Genomic DNA, 25,104 nt, shown 5'->3' on the forward strand with positions numbered 1-25,104 from the left:
TTAAATGTTTATAGTTTCACGCGTTTCAAACGAAGCGCATTGGTAACAACCGACACCGAGCTGAACGCCATCGCTGCCCCCGCGATCCATGGTTCTAATAATCCGAATGCGGCGACCGGAATGCCGATCGTATTATAAAACAACGCCCAGAACAGATTTTGCCGAATGTTTTTCATCGTTTGGCGGCTCAACTCAATGGCTTTCGGGATATGGCGCAAATCGCCGCCGACCAAGGTCACGTCCGCGGTCTCGATGGCGACATCAGCTCCCGTGCCAATCGCCATCCCAATATCCGCTTTGGCCAGAGCTGGAGCGTCATTAATTCCATCACCGACCATCGCCACACGTTTTCCTTGCTTTTGCAATTCCTCGACGATGTTCGCTTTGTCTTCCGGGAGCACCTCGGCGTACACATGCTCAATGCCGACTTCATTGGCGATCGCTTCCGCTGTCCGTTGATTGTCCCCTGTTGCCATATAGACATCGATGCCCATTTGTTTTAATGTTTGAATTGCTTCTTTGGAGCTTTCTTTTACCGTATCCGCGACAGCAATGATGCCGGCAAGCTGTCCATCGATGGCAACGAGCATCACTGTTTTCCCTTGTTTTTCAAGCTCTACCATTTTATCTTCATGCACAGAAATCGCTACAGAGCGCTCCTTCATCAATTTTCGCGTCCCAATAAGGATGCTTTTTCCGTCAATGACCGCTTCAATTCCGTGGCCGGTAATGGCGGAGAAGTGCTCCAATGGCTTCATCGAAATCGCTTGTTTCTTCCCGTATTCAACAATCGCATGAGCCAGCGGATGCTCCGAAGCGCTCTCGGCGGAAACCGCATAATCGAGCATGTCCTCGCGGAAGGCTAGCACATCGGTGACTTCCGGTTTTCCTTTTGTCACGGTTCCTGTTTTATCGAGTAATACGGCATTGATTTGATGCGTTCTCTCTAGGTACTCACCTCCTTTAAAGAGAATTCCTTGTTCTGCCCCTTTGCCGGTGCCGACCATAATCGATGTCGGTGTGGCCAAACCGAGCGCACAAGGGCACGCGATGACAAGAACGGCGATGGCCGCCTCAAGCGCTTTCGCCAAATCACCCGGCGCAACGAAGAAGTACCAGATTAGAAAGGAAACAACCGCAATTCCGACAACAATCGGTACGAAAATGCCGGAAATGGTATCCGCCATCCGCTGAATCGGGGCTTTCGACCCTTGCGCCTCTTCAACGATTTTAATGATATTGGCCAGCGCGGTATCTTTTCCGACTTTTTCGGCACGAATGGTCAGTACGCCATTCGTATTCATCGTCGCCCCGATCACATAGTCGCCTTCCTTCTTATCAACCGGGATCGATTCACCGGTAATCATCGATTCGTCTACGGAAGAAGCGCCGGAGATGACTGTACCGTCTACCGGAATTTTTTCTCCTGGCTTGACAAGGATCGTATCGCCGATCACCACTTCCTCCAGCGGAACTTTCATTTCTTCCCCATTCCGAATGACGGTCGCTTCCTTCGCCTGCAGGCTGACCAACTTCGAGATTGCTTCGGTTGTCCGCCCTTTCGCAAGCGCTTCAAAGTATTTGCCGACAAGCACAAGCGTAATCAAGACGGCGCTCGTTTCAAAATACAGCCTCGGCATATAGTCAGGATTCCCAAGCGTCCGAAAAGCTTCATACAAGCTGTAAAAGTACGCAGCCGATGTTCCAAGCGCTATGAGAACGTCCATGTTTGCGCTCTTATTTCGTAACGCCCGGTACGCCCCGACATAGAAGGGACCGCCGATGTAGAACTGAACCGGTGTAGCTAAAAGAAGCTGGAACCACGGATTCATCAGCAGATGCGGCATCGGCAAGCCTATATCAAACGGCATATGGGCAAGCATCGTATAAAGCAGCGGCAACGATAAGATGATGGAAATGGCAAGTTGCCGTTGTTTTTGTTTCAACCGCTCTTCTTTCCGGCCAGCATCGTCTTGTTCTTCGTTTCGAATTTGCCCCTTATACCCAAGCTTTTTGATTTTCTCTAAAATGTCTTCGACAGATGCAACACCCTCCTTGTATTCAACCACCGCGCTGTTTGTCGCCAAGTTGACAGCAGCGCTTGTCACACCTTCCATCCGATTCAACCCTTTTTCAATCCGTGTCGCACAGGCCGCACATGTCATTCCTTCAATATCAAGCGTCACTTTTTCTGTCGCAACGCCATACCCCAAATTCTCAATTTTCATTTCGATATCGGCTATATTTTGCTTCGATGGATCATATTTAATCGTTGCTTTTTCCATTGCCAAATTGACATTGGCTTCTACGCCATCCATCTTATTTAATACTTTCTCAATCCGATTGGCGCACGCGGCACATGTCATGCCGGTCACTCTAAGTGTGACATGCTTTTGTTCACTCATAATGCTTCCCACTCCTTTCACTTTGAGAACTGTTTAATGACATCCATTAATTCGCGAATGGATTCTTCTCCACTTCCTTCGCGGATCGCTTTAGACACACAATGGCTGACATGACGTTCTAACAAGTTCAATCCTACTTTATTTAACGCTGCCGTGATCGCTGAAATTTGCACTAAAATATCAATACAATAACGATTGTCCTCCACCATTTTTTGCACACCGCGCACTTGTCCTTCGATGCGCTTCAAGCGCTTGATGATGCTTTCGATTTCCTGTTCCGTTCGTGGAACCATTTTTTTATCCATATTATGATCTTCATAATGGTTCATCAAACATCACCTCTTTTAATTACATTATACCGGTAATGGGTATAAAACGCAACAGAGATACCCTCTACAAATCATGTTCACCACAAAACCGTAATCAATACCTGCGCAGGAAAAAGCCCGCTTTCCACAAAAAATTCACAATTTTATTTTACAGTATCGTTATCAAGATCGAAAAGAGAGGATCGATCAATATGAACGATATCAATATATTTCTAGCTTTCGGAGCGGGATTACTGTCTTTTATATCCCCTTGTTGTTTACCGCTATACCCAGCTTTTTTATCTTACATTACTGGAGTATCCGTTGATGAAATAAAGAAAGAAAATGGGATGCTTCAAAAACGAGCAATACTCCATACATTCTTTTTCTTGCTCGGTTTTTCCGTCATCTTCATCGCTATTGGTTTTGGTACTTCTGTAATAGGAAAACTATTCGTTGATTACCAAGATTTAATCAGACAAATTAGTGCCTTATTCATTGTCTTTTTTGGTCTCGTCATTTTAGGTGTATTTTCACCTTCCTTTATGATGAAAGATAAACGGTTAGTTTTCCGGAACAAGCCTTCCGGTTATTTTGGCTCTATTTTAATTGGCATAGGATTCGCTGCGGGCTGGACTCCCTGCACAGGTCCAATTCTTGTATCAGTGATCGCGTTGGCGGCTACCAAACCGAGTGCAGCCATGTTATATATGTTCGCCTATGTATTAGGGTTTGCCGCACCTTTTTTCATCATGTCGTTTTTTATCGGCAAGTTAAATTGGATAAAAAAATATAACACTGTCATCGTCAGAGTCGGGGGAATTCTGATGGTTATCATGGGAATTATGCTGTTTCTTGATTGGATGACAAAAATTATCATCTTTTTTACCGATTTGTTTGGAGGATTCACAGGTTTTTAATATCAAAAACATCCCCCTGAGTGGATAGTCACAATTCCTGTCACTTCCACTCAGTGGGAACCATCATTTACCTTTTATTGAATTCCTGAAATCATGCGATCCATCGTTTCATAAGACATAGGACCTACATATTTATTTCTGATAACTCCATTTTTATCAATGATATACGAGGTAGGAATCGTTATTGCACCATATAGATTTCCAATGTCTCCTTGCTCATCAAGCACAACTTTAAATGTGATCCCTTTCGCTTCCACAAAATCGCTCACCGCATTAGAACCTCTTTCGCTATTCGTCAAGTTGACTGCCAAAATTTCTACATTGCTATCTTTATTGTTTTCGTAGAACTTTTGCATTTCCGGCATTTCAGCTCTGCAAGGCGGACACCAAGTAGCCCAAAAATTCAATATCACTGTTTTTCCACGCAAATCAGACAATTTTATTTTATCCCCTGTAATTGAAAGTAATTCAAAATCCGGAGCAACCTCTCCTTTATTCGTGCCGATTTTTCCCCAATCCAATGAAGTAGATAGAACTGATTTTGATTTGACCTTTCCCGCTTCCTGTTGACTGTTAAAAATAGAAGATACAGCAATACTTACCACCATCACACCTAAAGCGAGTTGATTGATTACATTTCCCCGTCCTTTGTTCCTATCCTCAAGAGCCGCTTCTCTTTCTCGCCTCTCTAACCAATATGAAATACATATAAAAACGATAACGAGAGAGCCGTACAACCATACTTCTTTTGATATGATTACTGTATTTACAACATATTTTTTATACAGGGCTAGTTCGAATTGAATGAGATGGAACCATATCAGAAGTTGCAATAAAGTTTTTTGAGTTTTGACTCGTGATGCTACTATAAAAAAACAAATCGCTACTATTGCTTGCAAAATGATGAAATAATTTTGGGAATTTTCCATTACTCGGATCCATGCAAAAGTGCTAAAATAGCCAAAATATACTGGAACCATTGCCCGCGTATAAGAAGCCACAGGAATATTCTGCTTTTTTACGTATAGCCAAGTATAGACCGTGATAAAAACAATCGCCATACTAATGCCAACATATCCCCCATTAAAATAAAGGATTGTCATCGGATTTTGTAAAACTGAATTCGGATGTAAAACGACATAACTAAATTTCCAAATAAGTACACCGTTAATAAAACTGTTCAAAATTAAATCCATGATATTTCGCTCTATTTTTAATACTTTAATACCATAATAAAACATGACATAACTTATCAATAAGCCGCTGATAAGCAAAAGATTTTCGCCCTGAACGACTATATTGCCGAATTGCAATATACATTCCCCCAAAATTCATATTTCTATCGGTATTAGAAAGGATTCTTCTTTGCGACGAAAAAAATACAACTATAACTACATCACCCTAACCATCTTGAAACGTTCTTCCAAACATTGTTACTGCATCATCTTCTTTAAAACCAATAAGTGATGGTATCTAACACGCCAAGCAATACCATCACAATTCCAGCGGTTTGCTGAATGAGCTTCCCTACCCGTCTTCCTTTTTTCATGACAGCACCGCTCAATCCTAAGTACCAAAGGATGAGGATGAAGAAAATAACCGGTACAGAAGTTCCGACGGCAAAGACGCTCGGCAACAACACTCCATAAGACGTTGAGTATACGAGAGGCATTAGAGTAACAAAAAATAGAACAAACATCGTTGGACAAAAAGCCAACGAAAAGCCAAATCCCATGAAAAACGAACCGATTTTTCCTTTTGCCCATCCCTTCGGCACTCTGAACAAAGTGACATTCCAATACATTTTAAAAAGCCCTAACAAATACAAGCCTACGAGAACAAGAATCGGGCCAATCAGCTTTCTTAACCATGGAAAGTATAGTGTCAGTGTACTTTGAATCTCCTTCCCCATCAACCAGACGATCAAGCCTAACCCGGAAAAAGCGATGACCTTTCCGAAAATAAATAAAAGCAGTTCTTTCCAAGCGATCCCCTTTTGCAGAGATTGGTTGCTGTACAACGTGATTGCTCCTAAGTTGCTAGTCAGCTGGCACGGAGCCATCGCTCCGACGATGCCAAGAAGAAACGCTGACAAAACAGGAAGCGCTGTTGTGCTGTTGGCCATATTCAGAAACGGCTGGCTCAGCAGGTTGCTGATTTGGCTTAGGAATGAATACACTCTTCTTCTCACCCTCTCCATCCGTTACTTATATTGTAGCAGTGAATTTTGCAAAAATTATGGAGCGATATATTTTTAGGCAAACAAAAAGACATGCGCCCGCATGTCCCTATATTTCCCCTTCTGATGCTAGTTTTGTCCAACTTCCACCGTTATTTTTTGTCATAAAAATATCCCCGTTCATTGTAACGATCACAATTTCTTTGTCGTTTGCTGGATTAGAAGTTATATACATGATATGATCTTTTTCATCCAATGGCGGAACAGCAAGAACTTCTTCGTGTTTTGTGTCTAATGATTGTTTGATGAGTATAGACTGATCATTCTCTACAGCTGCAAATACAACCGACTTTTCTTGAAACATAAATGTCGTCGTATCAATTTTTCTCGTAAACCGTTCAAACGTATTCCCGTTATCTCTCGAAATGAAAACTCCCTCGGCTGTACTAATCCCGACCATATTTTCATCCGTTGGGTGAGCCACAATCGTTCTCGCTGCCGTTTGCGGCAGGCCATTCAATTGACTTGGCGACCACGTTTTGCCGTCATCTTTGCTGTAAAATACCCCTCGTCCGAGCGTTTCATTTTCTTCTTGATTCACCACATAGATGGTATGGCTTTTATAACCAACCGTCATATAATGGAAATCGGACTGTTTATAAAATCCTAAATTCATTAATGTTTGTCCATTATCAAAACTTTTCACAAGACCAAGTGGATTTCCTAACGATGAACCTTCTTCAGGATGTCCCGATGAATAAAAGCCGTCGTCCGTAGCTGAAAAGCCCATATAATCATGTTTATTGGAAACCGTTTCATACCACTTATTGTCTTGGTAAACGAGCAACCCTTCATGAGTAGCAAAGTAAACCGCATTTTGATTGCCTGCATAACCAACCCCATGCAAATGTTCGATCTTCCCTTCCTTTTTTTCTTTAAAGAAAGGATTATTGGTAACAGATACATTCGATTTTGACTGTTCTTTGCTCGTAATAAAAGCCTGTTCTTTTTCGTTGGATGATGAACAGGCGCTTAGAAGAAGAGCGGATGTGATGATGATGACTTTCTTCATTTTTGTCATAGATGTTCATTCCCCTTCATGCATAGTGTAAATCGTTGCATACTTTTATACTTTATCGGATAAATTTGCAGAATGTATGGATTTCAATAAACTGTAACGATTTGAAGATATTTTATTGCTATTGTGAAATTAATCACAGCAACCTCCCCCATTTGCCACTATCATGTCGGTAGACTCAACCTAAAGCAAAAGGAGGAAACCGCTCATGCGCAAAACCGCGATTGTATGGTTATCGTTATTGGCGATGTTGGCGTTTGTTCTCGGGGGGTGCGCAGCCAATTCCCCTCAAGACAAAACCGAACCAGAGAAAAATGGGCAGCCAGCCGCCCTTGAACAAACACAAGAAACGAACAAATTCTACTTTACTGCCAACGAGGGCGGAAGCATTTCAAAAATTGATGCGAGAACAAACAAAGTGGTCGGAACGATCAAAGTCGACGGCGCGGTCCATAACGTCCAAGTTTCTCCCGACGGAGCTATTCTCGGCGCTACGTTAGTTCCGGCCATGCACCACGGGCATGATCAGTCGATGGATATGAAAGGAATGGCGTTGTTTTATGATACGGAAACGAATGAATTAATCAAAAAAGTGGAAGTGGGGCACCATCCCGCCCATATCGTGTTTACTGAAAACGGCAAATACGCCCTTGTGACCAATAATGAAGACAATAACGTTTCCGTTATTGATCTGGCGAGCTATTCAGTCATTGAAACCATTCCAACCGGAAAAGGCCCGCACGGGCTTCGCATTTCCAAAGACAGCCAATACGCGTACGTCGCCAACATGGGGGAAGACAGCGTCAGTGTTCTCAACTTGCAAACAATGAAAGAAGAAAAGAAAATCACAGTCGGATCCATCCCTGTCACAACCGGCATTACTTCGGACGGCAAAACGTTAGTCGTAACGTTGAATACCGAAAATGCCTTGGCCATTGTTGACGTAACAAGCGGGAAAGTGGAAAAAGTCCCTGTCGGGCAAGGGCCAGCCCAAGTGTACGTGTCCCCTGACGATACGTTTGCTTATGTCGCCAATCAAGGGACGAAAGAGGCGCCCTCTCATTCTGTAAGCAAGATAAACTTAAAAACGAAACAAGTCGTGGCCACAATTGAAACAGGAAACGGAGCGCATGGGGTCGTCACAAGCCCGGATGGCAAGTATGTTTTCGTTACGAATATGTTCGACAACACCGTGAGCGTCATTGATCAAGAACAAAACAAAGCAATCCAAACGGTTCAAGTAGGCGAAATGCCCAACGGGATCAGCATCATGCCGTAAAGGAAAAAGCAGCAGGTTGGACGTTCCAGCCTGCTGTTTTTTCTGCGGAATAACGGATTTTCATTTTTCCCTTTTCCTCGGGCTCAGTACGGCAATATACACATTGCCATCTTGAATATAAGCGTCAAATGTATCTAACGGTCTTGGCGGTGGCCCCCCTACATTGATACCGTATTCGTCATATTGCCCCGCGTGGCACGGACATAAAAAGCGGATGCCTGTTTTCTGCATGTTCTCCTCAGCATCTCCAACGGTACACCCTAGATGGGTGCAAATCGGGGACATAATGAGTAAAGAACCATCTTCATTTTTGTTAATGTAGACAAACCCTTCCCTTTCCTGTTTGGTCCATGCATCTTTTATGGTGACTTTATACGGCACCTTTTTAGGGAATTCTCCCTTTTCTAATTCGCTTAGAGGACCGAGATTGGCCATTGAACTTGTATTGACCGTTTTCTTATCGTTGCTGCAGGCAGCCAGTCCTGCAGGCAATACCGAAACAGCCAGCAGTCCAGCCGCCCCCTTTAACGACCTGCTAAGAAACTCTCGTCGATTCAACATAAGATTTCCCCTCCTTGCCTCCTCTAATAGTAGGGAGGTGCGTGAAATAAGAGGCGAATCGATCAGCGTTTATCGCGCAATGCGAGTTTTACTGCAAAATACACTACCAATCCAATGGCAAGCAAATTAAGAAACCAGCCGAGAATGCCAAACCCCATCATCCCCCAGCCACTCATCATCCCGCTCATCATCCTCATCACCTCCTGCATGATCTAAAAATAATTCTCACCTATCGCTAACCATTTATGTCATAATTTCGCCTGACTTGAATGAAAAATCTAATTGGAACTCCAAGCACCCTTTTCCGCATCTTTAGCATTTGCCAATACTCCCATTCACACTTGATGCAGCCCAAAATTGATCCACAACGTTTTCATCATCTCCCCTTTTGCTTTACTTTCAGAATAGAGAAAAAGTGTGGAGAAAATATTGATAAAAAACTACAAATATTTGTCAAGGCTTTCACAAAAGTTCATTTCCCTTTTGGTCGCCACGCCTTCTATTGGTCAAAACAAATGCCGAGAAGGTCTGGGCAGCCATCATCTTATGAAACTTTCGCAAATCCAACCATACCAGATTCTTTATGCCCTGGAACCGTACAATAAAATCGAAACACACCGCTTTCGATTGGTATGAACGTCACCTCGGCTGTTTTCCCCGGCAAGGAATGAACATGAATGTCCGCATTTTCTGCATGGTTTCCATGGTCATTCTGTTGTAACAAAATCTTCATATTTTCGAATTCGATATCGTGTTCCATTTGACCGCTATTTTTCAGAATTAAGGTAACAGGCTGTCCTACAGTCAGTTGCAAACTCTCAGGAAAGTAATAAAATTCAGTCGCTTCAACCACTACCTTTTTCCCCTTTGTTTCGATGCTTAACGGAGATGCAGTTTGGTTGTGGTCCTCCATAAAATGGTTCATAGGCGGATTCGTTATCGGAAGATTAGAAGATCGAGAAAATTCATTATATAAATGGTTATACAAATAGAAAAACAGCGGAAGGACGATTGCTAACCATAGCGGGTTATGGAATAGTTTATTTATCAAAAACGCACGGTTAAAACCCGTTTCTTGTTGAAGCATGTATAGAACAATACAAGCCATTCCAACAAATAGAACAAGCATGATGTGAACCGTAGAATCCCGATATTCAGGCGCAATCATTTCTCCTAACATCGCTCCCATCATGCCGCCCATGACTCCTGATAAAACACCGTCGATGATGGCCATGATGCTAATCGGCATCCCAGCTAAAAATCCAGCTAAAAACCCGAAAGCCATTCCTAAAATGGTTGACAAAAAGAGATTGCCGTTGTAAGAAATCCCAGCCAGCAGGCCGCCTGTCAGCCCAACCAACATTCCTAACGCCATCGCCGCCATCATTCCAGCCATGCATGTGATTTTCTTCCTTTTGATAAAGATGAAAGCAATCACAATGAAAGACAAAACCGCCACGATTCCCCCAGTGAATAACATCGGCAACGGATGATCCCTCCTGCAAATGTTTATTTGTACACATATATGTGTGCAAATAACAGGTTAGTCCATGTCAGTGAACATACCGGCTGAGTTTGAACGAAAACAGAGGGCGTGTCATCCGATTACAGCTTTTTGTATTACACCTGCATGTATTCTGTTCTTGAACGCTCTCCCACCTACGCTTAGAGGTGGGAGATTCTTGGGAACACCCGCCCCACGGCAGGCTGTCAACCAAGCCATCCCCGTGCGTCCCACGGTTCAGCTGCCTTACAAAGACAGCAAACGAAGCCCCTCATTTTGGAACACTCTTTGCAGCCAAGCCCCGCCCCTGTTGTTTCATACGCTTGATTCCACTCGGCCAAAAGACTTTACACAAACCGGCAGCACCCAATCGTTTGGTTGATGAGCTCCGCTTGTTTTCGGGTGGGATCCAACCGAAACCGATAGGCTCTATGCATGACCTTCCCTCCTATTTTAGGGAACGTTTGTTCTGTTCGTGCCCATTTTATACCTTTTGTTCTTTTGATGCAAGAGGAAGATCGATGAGGGAAGACACCGATTCATCCCCTACTGACGCTCACGCGTGGAAGTGGAGGTCTTCTCGGTTCGGGATGATCAAACGACTATCCACACATGCCGCAGCATATGATGAAATTGTGATACCTTCTCTAAAGGGGGAAGAGGGAATGCATGGTTACTTGCCGGGAAATCCTCAAACGCCTATTATCACGCCCAATGTAAAAGATGCGCCATTTCGGGTTCTCAAAAACGGGGTAAAACAATTTCACTTGCGGGCGGAACCGGTCGTGCATGAGTTGGTAAACGGAATTAAAATCCGCGGGTATGGATACAACGGAAGTATTCCCGGGCCGACGATTCTTGTCAATCAAGGGGACTATGTTCAAATTACAGTCGAAAACCGTTTGCCAGAAGCGACATCCGTCCATTGGCACGGATTAATTGTTTCCAACCGAATGGACGGCGTACCCGGCCCTGGGGGCAGCCCGATTATCCAACCGGGGGAAAGTTTTACGTATGAATTTCGCATCCAACAGTCAGGAACGTTTATGTACCACAGCCATGTCCATGATGCAAAACAAGAGTTAATGGGATTAGCAGGCATGCTTATTTCGCGCGGCATATACGAAGAACCTGTGGACCGCGATTATGTTCTGTTGCTTCAAGAGTGGGCTGTGCAGATGGAGATGCGTCAGCAAACTAGCAGCCATCCAATGAATGATCACCCTTCCAAACGATCGGCTTCAAATATATATGACATCGATCCAATGTCAATGATGTTTAATTTTTTCACAATTAACGGCAAAGCCTATCCTGATACCGCTCCTTTATTTGTCCGATATGGCGAGCGCGTCCGTATTCGCCTTGGCAATTTAAGTATGGATTCTCATCCGATGCATTTTCACGGGCATGAGTTTAGTGTCACCGCGGTTGACGGAAATCCGATTCCTATGATGGCAAGATTAAAACGAAACACGATTAATGTAGCGCCAGGAGAAACATGGAACATCGAATTTTTGGCCAACAATCCGGGAAATTGGGTCTTTCACTGTCATAAACCTCACCATACAACGAACGCACATGCAATGGAGGGAATGGGCGGCATGCTTACGATAGTCCGCTATGCGAAATAGATGAGCATTCAAGAAAAAACGGCATCGCTGCCGTTTTTTCTTCTCTCGATTCTCTTGCACCTGCTTGATAGTCAAGCAAATTATTTAACTTACTCGGACTCACCGTCAGCCGAAAGAAAAAGTGAACGGCGCGCTCACCGTTCGCGATGCGTATGAATCCATTGCACAAACTGTTCGATCACTTGATCCAACAAGTCGATGGTTGCCGTATCTAATCGATTGGCGTTAACCGAAACGCATGATAAACTAAGCGTATATTCAAACAAAGTTTGGAGGGACAACCTTGGATCAGTTGCTATACGTGTTCGTAAAAGTAGTGGAAAAAGGAAACTTCACGAAAGCAGCTGAGGAGCTGCATATGACACAGCCTGCTGTCAGCCAGCACATCCAAACGCTAGAGCGATTATTCGATACGAAACTTCTGGACAGGACAAACAAGTACGTCAAATTGAATAAAGCCGGCGAAATTGTTTATCACTATGCGAAAGAAATACTCGGACTGTATACACGCATGAATCAACTGCTTGATGATTTAATGAATCGAGCCAGCGGGGAGCTGTCGATTGGGGCCAGCTACACGTATGGCGAGTATGTTCTTCCACAGATGATCGCAAAATTGCATCAACACTATCCACTCATCAAACCAACCATCACGATCGGGAACTCGAATGAAATTGTTGAAATGGTGCGCGACCATCAGCTGGATGTGGGGATTATCGAAATGGATATCGAACCGAAAAATGTATATATTGAACCATTTGCCAAAGATCAAATGGTTGTCGTTGCTTCTGCTCATCATCCGTATGCCCAAAAAGAGACGGTGCAGATGGAAGACCTCCGCAACGCCACATGGATTGTTCGCGAAACAGGATCTGGAACAAGAAAAGCAACGGACGAATTTTTTCTCAAACACAACTTCTTTCCGTCTTCAATCATGGAATTCGGCAGTACACAGCTCATTAAAGAAGCGGTAGAAGCTGGTTTGGGGCTGACCTTTCTCTCTCTCTGGACGATAAAAAAAGAACTTTCATTTGGTACGTTAAAAATCATCCCGATCAATGATGAACCATTTTTTCGCCACTTTTCTCTCGTTACACCGAAAACTCCGTTTTATACAAAAGCCATGGAAGTGTTTTTAACCATAGTACGTACTCACCAACCTTCAATCAGCCATTCACCACAACCACCATCTCCCTAATAAAAAGACGACCGGCAGCGTTTGCGGGCCGTCTTTTTCCTTGAACGTTAAGCGATAAAAAAAGATAAAAAAGACAATAAAAGAGACACAATACACATGGCAAGAAGAGGACGCAATCCGTTTGTCCGCAATTTTCGCAAATCAACATTCAATCCAAGGCCGACCATCGCCGCCGTCAAAAGAAATGAGGTGAAGGAAGAGATATAGCTTAAGACGTTTTGAGAAACAAGAATGGCGTTTCCAAGCACATAACTACCAAGTAAACTCATCATTATAAATCCAAGCAAAAACCAAGGAAATTCTACTTTCGTTTCTCCCCCCTCCTGGCCATCGTCTTTTTTTCTTCTCCAATAAATGAGGGCAAAACTGAGCGGCACAAGCCAAAGCACTCTTCCTAACTTTGCCAGCAACGCCATAGCCAATGCATCCTGCCCAGCTGGAGCGCCCGCTAACGCGACGTGGGCAATTTCATGCAAACTCATCCCGCTCCAAATACCGTAATGTAAAGATGAAATGGGCAAAACAGGACGAATCAGTGTATACGCGATCGAGAACACCGTGCCGACAAGTGCAATCATTCCAACCGAGATAGCCGTTTCGTCGTCGTTCGATTTTAAAATGGGAGAAACGGCGGCAATCGCGGCCGCCCCGCATACCCCTGTTCCAATGCCCAGCAATAAGGATAAAGAAGGACTTGCTTTCAACACGTTTCCAACCCAAATAGTCATTAGAATGGCAAACACAATGACCGCCGCATCACGAATGACAAGCCCCCATCCTTGATGAATCAAAACATCCATATTCAACTTTAGACCAAATAACATAATGGCCAATCGCAACAAATATTTTGAAACAAATTGGATGCCCGGTCGAATCGCTTCTGGATAACCAAACAGCTGCCGATACATCACAGCAAGCAAAATGGCACAAGCGAGCGGACCTAAATGATCCAGTCCAGGTATGGATGCCAATGCCATTCCAACGGCGGCCACCAAAAACGTAAAGGCCACTCCTCCTAACCAAAAACGTTTACTTTTTTCATGGGCAGTCGAATATTGCCAAGCATTCATATTTTGATTCTCCACTCGAATCCCCCCTATTGGTATCACATAACTGTTTTTATCATATGTCCCTTCCATCAATAAGTAAAATAATAGTTTATTATTTTTATAATAAGAAATCACTTATTATAAATCCCTAAAAGTGATAAACGAGAAACTAATATTTTGATTAACGAAGAGGCAGATTCACCCGTTCCCTCAAAACGCCGCCATGATCATTGACATGAACTTTCCAGCCTCACCCACGACGCCGCAACTCGAGCCAACGATCAATCAAATGAAAACGGAGAAAAAGCTTGTTCAAAACATAGTTTTCTTTCCCTGCTCCACGTTGTATAATCAAAAAAGAGGAGGTGAACAAGCATGGAACGCGATACCATCGTGAAAGAAGTAGTCGAGGCGCTGAAAATGTTTTCCCACGACATCCGCACCCAAATTGACGAAATGGGAAGCCAACTACGAGCAGAAATCCAAGACACAGCTAACCAACTGAGAGCAGAAATGCAAGACATGGCTAACCAATTGAGAGCGGAGATGCAAGACACAGCCAACCAATTGAGAGCGGAAATGCAACAATTTCGCGCCGAGGTGAACGAGCGGTTCGACCGACTCGAACAAAAATTCGCTGGCTTGCGCGTGGAGCTGACCGAAACGCAAGAAACCGTCCATTTCCTCGCGTCCAAAACCATCCAGCACGAGAAAAAACTCCACCATTTGGCCAAGCAGCTTGAATCCATTCGCTAGTTTTCCTTCATCCGAAAGCCGCGTTTGACTGCGAGTCAAGCGCGGCTTTGATTTTTGCATCTCGGCTTCTTCGATCCCGATCAAATCCCTCCTGCCCGGCCGCGCACGAAGACGGAAGAGAAGCTGACGATTTATCCGTCATCATGAACACAATGGTTTCCAATACGCAGCCAAAACTCTGCCCCCGGACAAAACGCCAAAAACAGAGAATGCGCGCCGATAAAGTATGATGGGGCTTTTGCGTGCATAATTGATGCTCCTTTTGACGCACAATATAAATTACAAAAGAATCCTTTTCATGATTTGAGGGAGGAATCATCCATGTCATTTTTGTGGAGCTTGATTGTCGGGGGCGTCATCGGTTGGCTGGGAGGTCTTCTGACGGGCCGCGATATTCCAGGAGGAATCATTGGCAACATTATTGCTGGGTTTATCGGAGCCTGGCTTGGAACGGCGCTCTTTGGCAACTGGGGGCCGACCATCGGCGGATTTGACATCATCCCCGCGCTGATCGGTTCGGTTATCCTCATTTTGCTTGCAAGTTTTGTCATTCGCAGATTGCATAGGGCGGCGTGATTCCAAAAACCTTAGGGTCGCAATGGATTCCGCTTATGCAAGACTCATAGCGCAATCTTTCATCTCCAAATTCATGCTCACACATGAAGGAACCGGGCTCTTCTCAGCCCGGTTTTTAAAGTTCGTTACTTAGTTCGATATAATTGAAAATCATCCAGCGTTCCCCAAGCGCCGCCATTTGCCTTGATGCTCACTCCGATCGTCACAGTTCCATCACCAATATAAATATCATGAATCTCAGGATGACTCCAATTCAACCAACCATTCACCACGGCAGCTGCCCGATACTCTTTACCTCCTGTTTTCGCATACAAGTATATTTCCGCATCGGAGGCATCTCCTCCTTGCAAAAACATCGATAAATCATAATATCCCGGCTCTAATCCGGTGATCGTCTGTTCTACCTGGAAATCAACAGCCTCGCTCGAATAGAAGTGAAGGGAATAGTTTCCCGATTTCGCATCCGCAGCTTTCTCCAAATAATCCGTATGTGGAGAAGTGCCGTTTCGATAAATGATGGTCCACATCGTTCTATCTTGATCCTCGAAGCTCGGATTCACTACATAGTTTTTCGGTGTAATGTCAAGATAGGCTTTTACCGTCTCTCCACCCTCCACTATACCTTGAATCACATGTGTTCCGATGCCAATTCTCAGCGCTTGATCCAACTCGTCCTGATCCCATTTCACAGAAACAGAGCGTTGGCTCCCATCATTATAAGTAGCTGTTACCGTATCAGGCAACTCAACCGGTTCACCAACTATAGCGCGAATATATATGTCTTTGATTTCATCGATTTTCAAAGGAGCTACAGCTCCTGTGTTTACATATTTAAACACATATAATGATGGTAAAGGTCGACCATTAAAATCAAACAGCGCTTGATTATCTACAGCACTTCCCCCATGCCATATCGCCGCATCAGGATCATATTCAGCAGCAAAACTAGACGCCCAACCAGATCCATATTTTTCCCACTTTTTCTCGTTTTGCTTCAGACGTTCAGGAGGGCCAACAGGAATCCATGCAGGTTCCCAGTAAAACACCCCGATCCCCCGTTTACCTACAGCCGCCACCGCCTGAATCACATCTCGAATCGAGTTCGCTTGCCCTTGGACAGTAATCGGATAGTTCAGTATTTGTCCAGAACTCTTTGGAGCTGTATTTTCATGGCCGTCTCCATCTTTTTTCGTATATGGATACGATGTTTCTGCCACCATCACTTTTTTATGATACGTATTGGCTACATGTTTCAACACAGACGTTAAATTGGCTAAAGTACCATGCCAAAACGGGTAATAGGAGCTAGCGAACACATCGTAATCCACTTTATGTTCAGCAAGCATTTTCGCTATGGATGCATACCTGCCTGGAGTTTCGGGATTCGTAAAATGAAGCGCAACCAGTATATTCCGATTCATCTCCCTTACTGCACTGCTTCCTGCATTCATCAACTCACATATTTTCGCCCAATCCGTTTCCCCGACAAAAGCTCCATTTGTTTCATTTCCGATTTGAACCATTCCGACTTGAATTTTTTCTTTCAACATTGCTTTTAAACTTTCCTTCGTGAATCGGTATAAAGCTTTCTTTTTTGCTTCAAAATTGAGATTTGCCCATGCTTTGGGAGGACGTTGTTTGGCAGGGTCGGCCCAAAAATCAGAATAGTGGAAGTCCACTAGCACCCTCATCCCATTGGCCGTAGCTCGCTTTCCAATCTCAATGGCTTTTTCCAAATCGTTATTCCCGCCTCCATACCCATGCCCTTTCGCATCATAAGGATCGTTCCATACGCGCACCCGTACATAATTGATCCCGGCTTCTTTTAGCGTTTTAAAAATATCTTGCTTCTTACCAGCCGCGTTGTAAAATTTCACTCCGCTGTTCTCAAGTGCGATAATACTCGAAACATCAACTCCTTTAACGAACCCTTTGCTTAGGCCATCTACCCTTTTTACGAAAATATCAGCCGGAACAGGCTTTGGCCCCTCTCGGCCTCCCGCACTGTTCAGCGATATCAACTGAAAATGATCCATATAGCCCCAAGCGTTCGGTTTCCCAGTAACTATTGCACCGACTTCAAAGTTCAACGCTTCTTCTTCCAGTGTGAATTCCAATTTAACCGTCTCCCAAGAATTATATCCTTTTGTAACAACAGCCTCCGCCATCTGATCGCCTGCGAACAATTGAATATGACCCGCTTCGTCTCCTGCTCCTCCCATTGATTGAACAGAAAGTTCATAACTCCCTGGCGGCAGCTGTCCGATCGTTTGCTTCAATGTAAATGTTTGATTTCCGTTCGCTATATCGCGGACCCAGTATTTAAAGGCGCTATCTCCCTCATTCGGAACGATCCATGCATCATTTGAATAAGAAAAGCGCTGTAGATCAACAGAACTCCAATCCTGTGTAATGACTGTCCATGACCCATCAGCCCAAAAATCCGATTCAAATCCCCCGTTAATTAAATAATTATACGAATCAGCCGCTGCTTTATGAATATGATTGGACGAAAACGGCATGATCATCACCATCATGGCGACTAGTATGAAAAAAAATCGTTTCCTCATCCTCTCCCCCGCCTCCATGAATATTTTCAGAACATAGCACACATACTTGATTGGCTACCTTATGAAACCCAACCGTCCTACTTGATTTGGTGCTTGAACGATTCTCTCTCCTTTATCTCCTTTTCTCCACGACTCGCACCTCGTATTTACCTAGCGTGATCTCCCCTACGATTTCCTCGCCAGTGAACAGATCCTTCACCTTTTCCTCAACAACAACAGCCTGTTTCTCCTCTGTAAAATTCATAATAAACACATAATCACATTCCGGCGCTTGCCGCGCTTGCACGGATACTCCTTTTCCATGCTTTACAAACAAGACAGGCCTCAGATCGAGCTTTTCCATCAATTCTTGATAAAAATCTCTATGGAATTGATCCTCTAGGCGGCCGCCAATATAATAGGCTTGACCTTTCCCGTATTGGTTGCTCGTCACAGCGGGCGTACCCGCATAAAAATCATCTTCATAAACTCCTTCGACTGTTGCAGTATACACCTTGATCACCGTTGCATAGTCTTTCAACTCGTAAGACTGTCCACGATAATGAACCGAATTTCGATCGCGTGGATAAAGGGTATCCGTTTCGATCGGTTCGATGCCGAATGTTTTCCTCAAATCGGGATGCCAGCCACCTAAATACGCTAAATCACATTCATTGACCATTCCGCTTATATAAGTCATGACAAGCGTCCCTCCGCTCCCTACAAACTGTTTCAAACGAGCAATCGTCTCTTCGCTCACTAAGTAAAGCATCGGCGCAATCAGCAATTTGTAGCGGGAAAAGTCTTGTTCCTTCGTGATGACATCAACAGGGATATCCCGCTCCCAAAAGGGGCGATAATGCTGTACGAGCGTTTGTGGATACCGTTTCGTTTCAGTCGCAAATCCTTGCGCATCATTTAACGCCCAATTGTTTTCCCAATCATACAAAATGGCCACTTCCGCCGGCCGATTGGTTCCGACGATGCCAGACATTTTCTCGAGCGCTTTCCCAACTTTAGAAACCTCTTGAAATACACGGTTATCCGTGCGATTGTCATGGTCGACGACTGCACCATGAAGTTTCTCAAACGCCCCCCGCGACTTGCGCCATTGAAAATAGAGGATGCTGTCGGAACCATGAGCGATCATTTGCATCGAAGATAAAAAGTGCATGCCTGGCCGCTTCGCTTTGTTCACTTTATGCCAGTTCACTAAACTCGGCGTGCATTCCATCAGTAAAAATGGCTGCTGCTTCAAACTTCGATACAAATCATTGATAAAACCGACTTTCATAGCCAAATCAGCAGTGCTCTCCCAATCATTGTGCCAAGCAGGATAGGCGTCCCAACTAATGACGTCAAGATGCTTTGCAAACTTGCTGTAGTCAAGTCCTTGAAAAGGAATTAAGTCATGCGTATCCGCCATAAAATTCGTTGTAATCGGAATATGAGGCGTCAACTCCCGAAGCGGAACGATCTCGTTTTCAAAAAAGGAAATCGTCTGATCTGTCACAAACCGTTTCCAATCAAGATTCAACCCATGAATCGTATGCTCACCAATCGGAGACGGCGACTCGATTTGCGACCAGTCGGTGTACGTATGGCTCCAAAATGACGTCCACCAAGCGGCATTCAGCGCGTCAAGATCATGATTGTATCTGTTTTTCAACCATTCACGAAACGCTTCTTGGCACAAATTACAATGGCATTCCCCGCCGTATTCATTGGAAACGTGCCACATGAGCAAAGCAGGATGATCTCCGTACCGTTCCGCCAGCAATCGATTGATATGTTGAGTTTTTTCACGGTATACGCTCGAGGTAAAACAATGATTATGACGCCCGCCATGCAACTGTCGAACACGCGCCGCATTCACCCGCAACACTTCCGGATACTTTTGCGACAACCATGCTGGCCGGGCGCCGCTTGGCGTAGCCAAAATCACCCGCCCGCCAATACGGTAAATGTCGTCAAACACTTTATCGAGCCATTCAAAACGATAAACCCCTTCTTCCGGTTCGAGAGCAGACCAAGCAAATACACCAATCGTGAATGTGTTTGTGTGGGAGAGTTTCATCAACTCAAGATCCGCCTGCAAAAGATCCGGCCGATCCAACCATTGATCAGGGTTGTAATCTCCTCCATGAAGAATGAAGTTCGCTTGTGTTGTATACGTTCGTTCATATTTTGGCATTACGTCGTCTCCTTTCCCTGCATCATCCTTTGATTCCACCCAATGTCAATCCGGACACAAAGTTCCGTTGCAACATCAAAAAGACAATCGCTACCGGAATGCTAATCAGAAGCGCCCCGGCTGCAAACGTCGTATAGCTCGCCCCCATCACTTCGTTAACGAGATTATACAGCCCTATCGGAAGCGTATAAGCATCAGGAGTTCGGAGAATGGCCGATGATAACACAAAATCACCAAGCGGTCCGGTAAATCCGTTCATCGCCACGACTGCAATCATTGGTTTAGACAGCGGCAAAAGAATTTGGAAAAAGATCCTCGTATTGCTCGCTCCATCGATTTTGGCACTTTCGTCCAGATCTCTCGGGATCGAATCCATATATCCCTTCATCAAGTACGTATTCATCGGAATTTGCCCGCCGATATAAAGCAAAATTAATAGCCAGTGACTATTGAGCATCCCAAGCATTTGCGCCAAAACAAACAAAGCGATCAACGCAGAAAACTGCGGCACCATTTGCAGCAGCAAAAACAACGTTAAAGCATTTCTTCTTCCCTTAAATCGAAAGCGCGAAAATGCATAGGCGGTAAACGAAACACTAATCACGGAACCAAGCATCGTAAAAAAGCTAATTTTCATCGAATTCCAATACCAGCGTTCGTACAATAAGCTTTCTTTGCCCGCAAACAACTCGCGATAATGATCAAGCGTCGGTTTTTTGGGGATAAGGGTGGTGCTGATTAAACTGTTCCCCGGATTCAGGCTGGCACCAATAGTCCAAAGCAGCGGATAGATGATTGCCACGGCGACAAACGTTAAAATGGCATAGGATACGAAGAGGCGAAGGAATTTTTTTGACCTGACACTGGATCTCATGTTCTATACTCCCTCTTTAAAAGAATTGGTCCGTCGAAATTGCCATAACGCAATCCCCATGACAAACAAAGATAACAAAATTGTTAAAGCGGCAGCCAACGCATATTGGCTTGATTGCATCGTCAATTTATAAATCCAAGACACAAGGATATCCGTTCCTCCCGCTGTCGATCCCGGAACAGCCGGTCCGCCTCCATTAAACAGATAAATAATGTTGAAGTTATTAAAGTTAAAGGTAAACTGTGTAATAATAATCGGGGCCATCGCCAACAGCACCATCGGCAATGTAATATATCGAAATTTGGCAAACATGGAAGCTCCGTCAATCGTCGCTGCTTCATACAATTCTTCAGGAATCGACTGCAAAACACCCGTCGTCACGACAAACACATATGGGAATCCCAACCATCCTTGCATGAGGATGAGCGCCACCCTCGTCCAATGCTCATCAGTCATCCAAGGGATTGGATCGATGCCAAGCGCCGCTAAAATTGTATGATTGATGGCTCCAAAACTGTCATTAAATAAGCCAGCAAACACTAAAATCGTCACAAATCCCGGCACAGCCCACGGCAATACGAAAATGGTTCGATACAATTTCTTCAACCGAAGGTCTTTTTGGTTGACGATCACCGCCAATAAAATACCTGCCGCCACTTGAAGAGTGGAAGCAACGAGTGTCCAAATGACCGTCCATGACAACACATCAAAAAAGGTTGAGCGCCAAATATCAACCGTAAAAATTTTGAGGAATGTATCGAACCCAACCCAATCGACCAACTTGGCAGGAGGAGTATGATATAAATCATAGTTGGTGAAAGCTAAAGCAAAACTGAACAACACTGGAAAAATAACAGAAAAAACCAAAAGAAAAAAAGCAGGGCTGCTAACAACATACGGGTATCCTTGTTCCACAAGTTGATGGTACTCTTCTTTCAGAGTATTCAACCGATCCCCCCTATCCCTCCGCTCACCATTTTTATAAGCGTCCCACAAATTGAAACAATAAAAAGCCAATCCAAACAAAGCGACAATGACCGCAATAATCCCTTCTGCCAAAAGAAAAATCGAATTATCGCGTTGCACTTCTGTTCCAAGCGTCACAATCCCCCAAAACCCCATGTTGAACAGATCGGCAAACGCCGTCAAAAAAGAGGCAGCGAAAACAAGAAACAAAACTCCCTTCGCCCATTGTCGGTTATACCATTGACCTAGGCCAGGAATAATCGATAAACATAAGGCCATTTTCCGGTGTGACATGGACTCCCCTTCTTTCCTTGAAGAACACATTTTTTCAACACAAAACGCATCAAACAAAAAGATCGTTTCACACCATCACGATCGATTTATTGCAGGTCCTTGCACCTTGTTAGAAACGAAAGCGCAAGGACCTTGTTCTCTCCCCTTATTTGCCGCTATGTTTCGCCTTAATTTGCCCTTTGATCGTTTTCACGGCTTGATCTAATGCCGCTTTCGGATCTGCTTTTCCAGTCGCAATCGTTTGCAATGCCGAATCGGCCGGCTTCCACACCTCATTCATTTCCGGAATATTCGGGATCATTTCAGAAAATTGAGATTGCTCCGCAACCGCCCGTGCCGCCTCACTGTTTTTCACCACCGGATCATCCGCCAACGCTTTGACGGCTGGAACCTCTTTTGTCACTTCATAACGTTTTTTCGAATTTTCTTCATTCGCCAGAAAGATCACCAATTTTTCAGCAAGATCTGGATGTTTCGAGTAGGCGCTTACGTTGTAGCTTTTTACCCCAATAAATGCGCTCATATTTTTTCCGTTCTGTAACGCTGGAAGTTTCGTCACTCCAAAGTTGATTCCCGCTTTTGTAAACGGCTCAATATTCCACGGACCAGAAATGATCGCTGCTGCTTTGCCTTCCGTAAACAGCGATTCAAGTACATTAATCCCCTGCTCACCAATCATTCCTGACGGAAATAGACGTTCTTTATAAAATTTTTGAATCATTTTAGCCCCTTCGACAGCGCCGGCATTATTTAATCCAATATCGTTCGGATTGTAATTTCCGTTTTCGTCCTTGCCAAAAATGTAGCCTCCATACGCACTCATCACACTTTGAGCATAGTAAATCTGGTCAAACAGAGCCAAAAAACCAAATTTTTTGCCATCTGTTACTTTTTTGGAATACTCATACCATTCCTCAAGCGTTTTCGGCAATTCCTCTTCGGAAATAAGATCTTTATTGTAGTAAAGCATCGTTGTCTCGACCGCTTTTGGCAAACCATACACTTTGTTGTTTACTTTTTGCGACTGCATAGCGGCTTCCGTATAGATGGATTGAATGTCTTCCTCAACATTCAATTCTTTAATGAGCCCTTCCGTCACGGCTGTCCCAATTTGATCGCTCGGCATCGTCAATACATCCGGTCCAGTGCCAGCCGGCCCGTCTAAACGCAAATCCTCAATTTGTTTCGCATACGGCTTCTCAATGATTTTTACTGTCACATTGTTTTCCTTTTCAAATTGGGCAATGGCATCTTTAATTCCTGCGCTTTTTTGAATGTCTTCCCAAACGACGAGCTCTACTTTTCCATTGCTCTCTTTGTTTTCTCCTGCACGAGATCCTTGATTAGCATTTTCTTTAGGCCCACATGCAGCTAAAGACAAACTAAAAGCCATCACACTCATAAGCGCAAGATGTTTACTAATACTCCTCATCATTTTCCCTATTCCCCCTTCTTATTTGGAAGCGCTTAACTACCTTCAATATAGCACCAACAATAAAAAATGTAAACAACTTTTTACTAAAATTAATAAAAATATTTACGAAACAAAAAAGAGGGCTAGTTCGTACTTTTCCGTACGATAAGCTCAGCCCCTAACAGCAATGTCTTCACAATGTTTCTCTTTCTTTGTATCCGCTCGAGCAACAACTCGATCGCACTTTTGCAAATTTCATGAATATCAATATGGAATGTCGTCAATGGCGGTGATACGTATTTGGTAATGCTGATGTTATTGACGCCGATGACGCTCACACGCTCAGGGATAGGAATGCGATGCTCATTCAACGCCTGCAGACAACCGACAGCAATGGGATCCGCCGCTACAAAAAACGCGGTAGGCAATCGATCCCCTAGGGTTTCAATGGCCTTGGTCATGAGTTCATAGCCATTGTCAAATGAGAATCCCCGGTGGCAAAAAATATACTCTTCGTTGAGCAACCCCTTTGCTTTCATATAATGTCGAAACGCCCGCTCGCGCGAGTCCATCTCATCCTTTCCTGTATTCGGATTCGGATACGTCCCGCCAATAAAGCCGATGTCCGTATGCCCTTTCTCAAGAAAGAAGTCGATCGCTCGCTCAGTGATCTGCGTTAAATCCGGGCGCACCGAATCAAAACAGCGCGGGTCGGGCGACAAATCAATAAACACACCATTTGTCGTCATCGATCGCAGACGTTCAAGCTCCCGATCCGAAAAAATTCCAACGGCAATAAACCCCTCAATGTTCTCTGGAATTTGGTCAATGCCATCTGAAATTTTATACATTTGCAGTTCTAGATTAAACTCTTTCGCCAGATTTTCTATTTCCATCCTCATTGTTTTGTAATACACGTCTTCTAATTCCTCTTTATCCGTCAACCAATATAAAAAAGCAATATTGCGAATCACTTTTCTGATGGTTTTCTTGCGGTAGTTCAACTTTTCTGCTGCTTCATAAATTTTCTCCCGCGTCTCCTCGGATACCGAAAGATCTGGATCATTGTTCAATACCCGCGAGACAGTTGAAATGGAATAGCCTGCTTGTTTAGCAATGTCGCGAATCGTGGCCATATGCATTACCCCATTCTGCTTAGGTTGTATCCATGAGTATTATAACAAATACGCAATATTTTTACTAAAATTATTTACTATATGATCCTGAATCATGGCAACTTCCTTCTTATTGAGCTAAATTATTGGCATTCTTGCTAGACAGTATTCCCCACTCTACCATTTTTAGAATTCGAATTAGGAACAATACACTATTTATGAATTCCTCTTTTATTACTATAATAATGGATATG

Annotated in this window: 23 protein-coding genes; 6 read left to right on the plus strand and 17 right to left on the minus strand. The window is 44.1% G+C overall.

What is annotated here, in order from left to right:
- Nucleotides 1-8: 8 nt before the first annotated feature.
- Together ACVBDQ_RS04050 and ACVBDQ_RS04055 are read right to left on the minus strand one after the other, a co-directional pair.
- Entirely contained in the window at nucleotides 9-2,405 is a 2,397-nt protein-coding gene (locus tag ACVBDQ_RS04050) for a heavy metal translocating P-type ATPase (protein WP_318549600.1), read from the minus strand.
- Between the two features lie 17 nt (nucleotides 2,406-2,422).
- On the minus strand, nucleotides 2,423-2,734 hold the full coding sequence (locus tag ACVBDQ_RS04055) for a metal-sensing transcriptional repressor (protein WP_011230402.1): 312 nt from the start codon (nucleotides 2,732-2,734) through the stop codon (nucleotides 2,423-2,425).
- A gap of 191 nt (nucleotides 2,735-2,925) precedes the next feature.
- Between ACVBDQ_RS04055 and ACVBDQ_RS04060 the strand changes: the two genes are divergently transcribed.
- On the plus strand, nucleotides 2,926-3,633 hold the full coding sequence (locus tag ACVBDQ_RS04060) for a cytochrome c biogenesis protein CcdA (RefSeq protein WP_138187343.1): 708 nt from the start codon (nucleotides 2,926-2,928) through the stop codon (nucleotides 3,631-3,633).
- A 74-nt stretch (nucleotides 3,634-3,707) separates the two neighbouring features.
- Here the strand turns inward: ACVBDQ_RS04060 and ACVBDQ_RS04065 are convergent, their stop codons facing one another.
- The 3 genes from ACVBDQ_RS04065 to ACVBDQ_RS04075 all read right to left on the minus strand — a co-directional run bounded on the left by ACVBDQ_RS04065 (nucleotide 3,708) and on the right by ACVBDQ_RS04075 (nucleotide 6,893).
- Nucleotides 3,708-4,946 carry a TlpA disulfide reductase family protein gene (locus ACVBDQ_RS04065; RefSeq protein ID WP_021321435.1) on the minus strand — a complete coding sequence of 413 codons (1,239 nt, stop codon included), beginning with the start codon at nucleotides 4,944-4,946 and terminating at the stop codon, nucleotides 3,708-3,710.
- 137 nt (nucleotides 4,947-5,083) lie between these two features.
- Nucleotides 5,084-5,812, minus strand: coding sequence for an urease accessory protein UreH domain-containing protein (locus tag ACVBDQ_RS04070; RefSeq protein ID WP_014195228.1), 729 nt, complete (start codon nucleotides 5,810-5,812; stop codon nucleotides 5,084-5,086).
- Nucleotides 5,813-5,921: 109 nt separating this feature from the next.
- Nucleotides 5,922-6,893 carry a F510_1955 family glycosylhydrolase gene (locus tag ACVBDQ_RS04075; protein WP_014195227.1) on the minus strand — a complete coding sequence of 324 codons (972 nt, stop codon included), beginning with the start codon at nucleotides 6,891-6,893 and terminating at the stop codon, nucleotides 5,922-5,924.
- Between the two features lie 205 nt (nucleotides 6,894-7,098).
- On the opposite strand from ACVBDQ_RS04075, the gene ACVBDQ_RS04080 reads away from it, so the two are divergent.
- The gene (locus tag ACVBDQ_RS04080; protein WP_014195226.1) at nucleotides 7,099-8,169 is read left to right on the plus strand and encodes a YVTN family beta-propeller repeat protein; all 1,071 of its coding nucleotides are present in this window, start codon (nucleotides 7,099-7,101) and stop codon (nucleotides 8,167-8,169) included.
- A gap of 60 nt (nucleotides 8,170-8,229) precedes the next feature.
- Here the strand turns inward: ACVBDQ_RS04080 and ACVBDQ_RS04085 are convergent, their stop codons facing one another.
- The 4 genes from ACVBDQ_RS04085 to ACVBDQ_RS04100 form a co-directional block, all read right to left on the minus strand.
- A complete protein-coding gene (locus ACVBDQ_RS04085) occupies nucleotides 8,230-8,730 on the minus strand; it encodes a QcrA and Rieske domain-containing protein (RefSeq protein WP_021321438.1) in 501 nt (166 codons plus the stop codon).
- A gap of 62 nt (nucleotides 8,731-8,792) precedes the next feature.
- Nucleotides 8,793-8,921, minus strand: a complete 129-nt coding sequence (locus ACVBDQ_RS04090) for a hypothetical protein (protein ID WP_011230394.1) — start codon at nucleotides 8,919-8,921, stop codon at nucleotides 8,793-8,795.
- A 353-nt stretch (nucleotides 8,922-9,274) separates the two neighbouring features.
- Entirely contained in the window at nucleotides 9,275-10,210 is a 936-nt protein-coding gene (locus ACVBDQ_RS04095) for a blue (type 1) copper domain protein (RefSeq protein WP_020279695.1), read from the minus strand.
- 371 nt (nucleotides 10,211-10,581) lie between these two features.
- Nucleotides 10,582-10,671: a helix-turn-helix domain-containing protein gene (locus ACVBDQ_RS04100; RefSeq protein WP_015374211.1), complete on the minus strand. Its 90-nt coding sequence runs from the start codon at nucleotides 10,669-10,671 to the stop codon at nucleotides 10,582-10,584.
- A 228-nt stretch (nucleotides 10,672-10,899) separates the two neighbouring features.
- On the opposite strand from ACVBDQ_RS04100, the gene ACVBDQ_RS04105 reads away from it, so the two are divergent.
- On the plus strand, nucleotides 10,900-11,865 hold the full coding sequence (locus tag ACVBDQ_RS04105; RefSeq protein WP_021321439.1) for a multicopper oxidase family protein: 966 nt from the start codon (nucleotides 10,900-10,902) through the stop codon (nucleotides 11,863-11,865).
- Between the two features lie 134 nt (nucleotides 11,866-11,999).
- Here the strand turns inward: ACVBDQ_RS04105 and ACVBDQ_RS04110 are convergent, their stop codons facing one another.
- Nucleotides 12,000-12,131, minus strand: coding sequence for a hypothetical protein (locus ACVBDQ_RS04110; protein ID WP_255347947.1), 132 nt, complete (start codon nucleotides 12,129-12,131; stop codon nucleotides 12,000-12,002).
- Nucleotides 12,132-12,148: 17 nt separating this feature from the next.
- Between ACVBDQ_RS04110 and ACVBDQ_RS04115 the strand changes: the two genes are divergently transcribed.
- Nucleotides 12,149-13,063, plus strand: a complete 915-nt coding sequence (locus tag ACVBDQ_RS04115) for a LysR family transcriptional regulator (protein ID WP_047817989.1) — start codon at nucleotides 12,149-12,151, stop codon at nucleotides 13,061-13,063.
- A 47-nt stretch (nucleotides 13,064-13,110) separates the two neighbouring features.
- Here the strand turns inward: ACVBDQ_RS04115 and ACVBDQ_RS04120 are convergent, their stop codons facing one another.
- Nucleotides 13,111-14,133 carry a YeiH family protein gene (locus tag ACVBDQ_RS04120; protein WP_062899083.1) on the minus strand — a complete coding sequence of 341 codons (1,023 nt, stop codon included), beginning with the start codon at nucleotides 14,131-14,133 and terminating at the stop codon, nucleotides 13,111-13,113.
- A 354-nt stretch (nucleotides 14,134-14,487) separates the two neighbouring features.
- Here ACVBDQ_RS04120 and ACVBDQ_RS04125 point away from each other — a divergent pair, with 354 nt between their 5' ends.
- Together ACVBDQ_RS04125 and ACVBDQ_RS04130 are read left to right on the plus strand one after the other, a co-directional pair.
- Nucleotides 14,488-14,868 carry a hypothetical protein gene (locus ACVBDQ_RS04125; RefSeq protein WP_011230390.1) on the plus strand — a complete coding sequence of 127 codons (381 nt, stop codon included), beginning with the start codon at nucleotides 14,488-14,490 and terminating at the stop codon, nucleotides 14,866-14,868.
- 321 nt (nucleotides 14,869-15,189) lie between these two features.
- A complete protein-coding gene (locus ACVBDQ_RS04130) occupies nucleotides 15,190-15,444 on the plus strand; it encodes a GlsB/YeaQ/YmgE family stress response membrane protein (protein WP_021321608.1) in 255 nt (84 codons plus the stop codon).
- Nucleotides 15,445-15,569: 125 nt separating this feature from the next.
- Here the strand turns inward: ACVBDQ_RS04130 and ACVBDQ_RS04135 are convergent, their stop codons facing one another.
- The 6 genes from ACVBDQ_RS04135 to ACVBDQ_RS04160 all read right to left on the minus strand — a co-directional run bounded on the left by ACVBDQ_RS04135 (nucleotide 15,570) and on the right by ACVBDQ_RS04160 (nucleotide 24,871).
- Entirely contained in the window at nucleotides 15,570-18,014 is a 2,445-nt protein-coding gene (locus tag ACVBDQ_RS04135; protein WP_138187341.1) for a glycosyl hydrolase 53 family protein, read from the minus strand.
- Nucleotides 18,015-18,126: 112 nt separating this feature from the next.
- Nucleotides 18,127-20,187, minus strand: coding sequence for a beta-galactosidase (locus tag ACVBDQ_RS04140; RefSeq protein WP_110107359.1), 2,061 nt, complete (start codon nucleotides 20,185-20,187; stop codon nucleotides 18,127-18,129).
- A 22-nt stretch (nucleotides 20,188-20,209) separates the two neighbouring features.
- Entirely contained in the window at nucleotides 20,210-21,061 is an 852-nt protein-coding gene (locus tag ACVBDQ_RS04145; RefSeq protein ID WP_014195208.1) for a sugar ABC transporter permease, read from the minus strand.
- Nucleotides 21,062-21,064: 3 nt separating this feature from the next.
- The gene (locus tag ACVBDQ_RS04150; RefSeq protein ID WP_014195207.1) at nucleotides 21,065-22,321 is read right to left on the minus strand and encodes a carbohydrate ABC transporter permease; all 1,257 of its coding nucleotides are present in this window, start codon (nucleotides 22,319-22,321) and stop codon (nucleotides 21,065-21,067) included.
- A 145-nt stretch (nucleotides 22,322-22,466) separates the two neighbouring features.
- Entirely contained in the window at nucleotides 22,467-23,753 is a 1,287-nt protein-coding gene (locus ACVBDQ_RS04155) for a sugar ABC transporter substrate-binding protein (RefSeq protein WP_025039188.1), read from the minus strand.
- A 125-nt stretch (nucleotides 23,754-23,878) separates the two neighbouring features.
- Entirely contained in the window at nucleotides 23,879-24,871 is a 993-nt protein-coding gene (locus tag ACVBDQ_RS04160) for a LacI family DNA-binding transcriptional regulator (protein ID WP_025039187.1), read from the minus strand.
- Between the last annotated feature and the right edge of the window lie 233 nt (nucleotides 24,872-25,104).

The organism is Geobacillus sp. CCR (genome assembly GCF_052906625.1).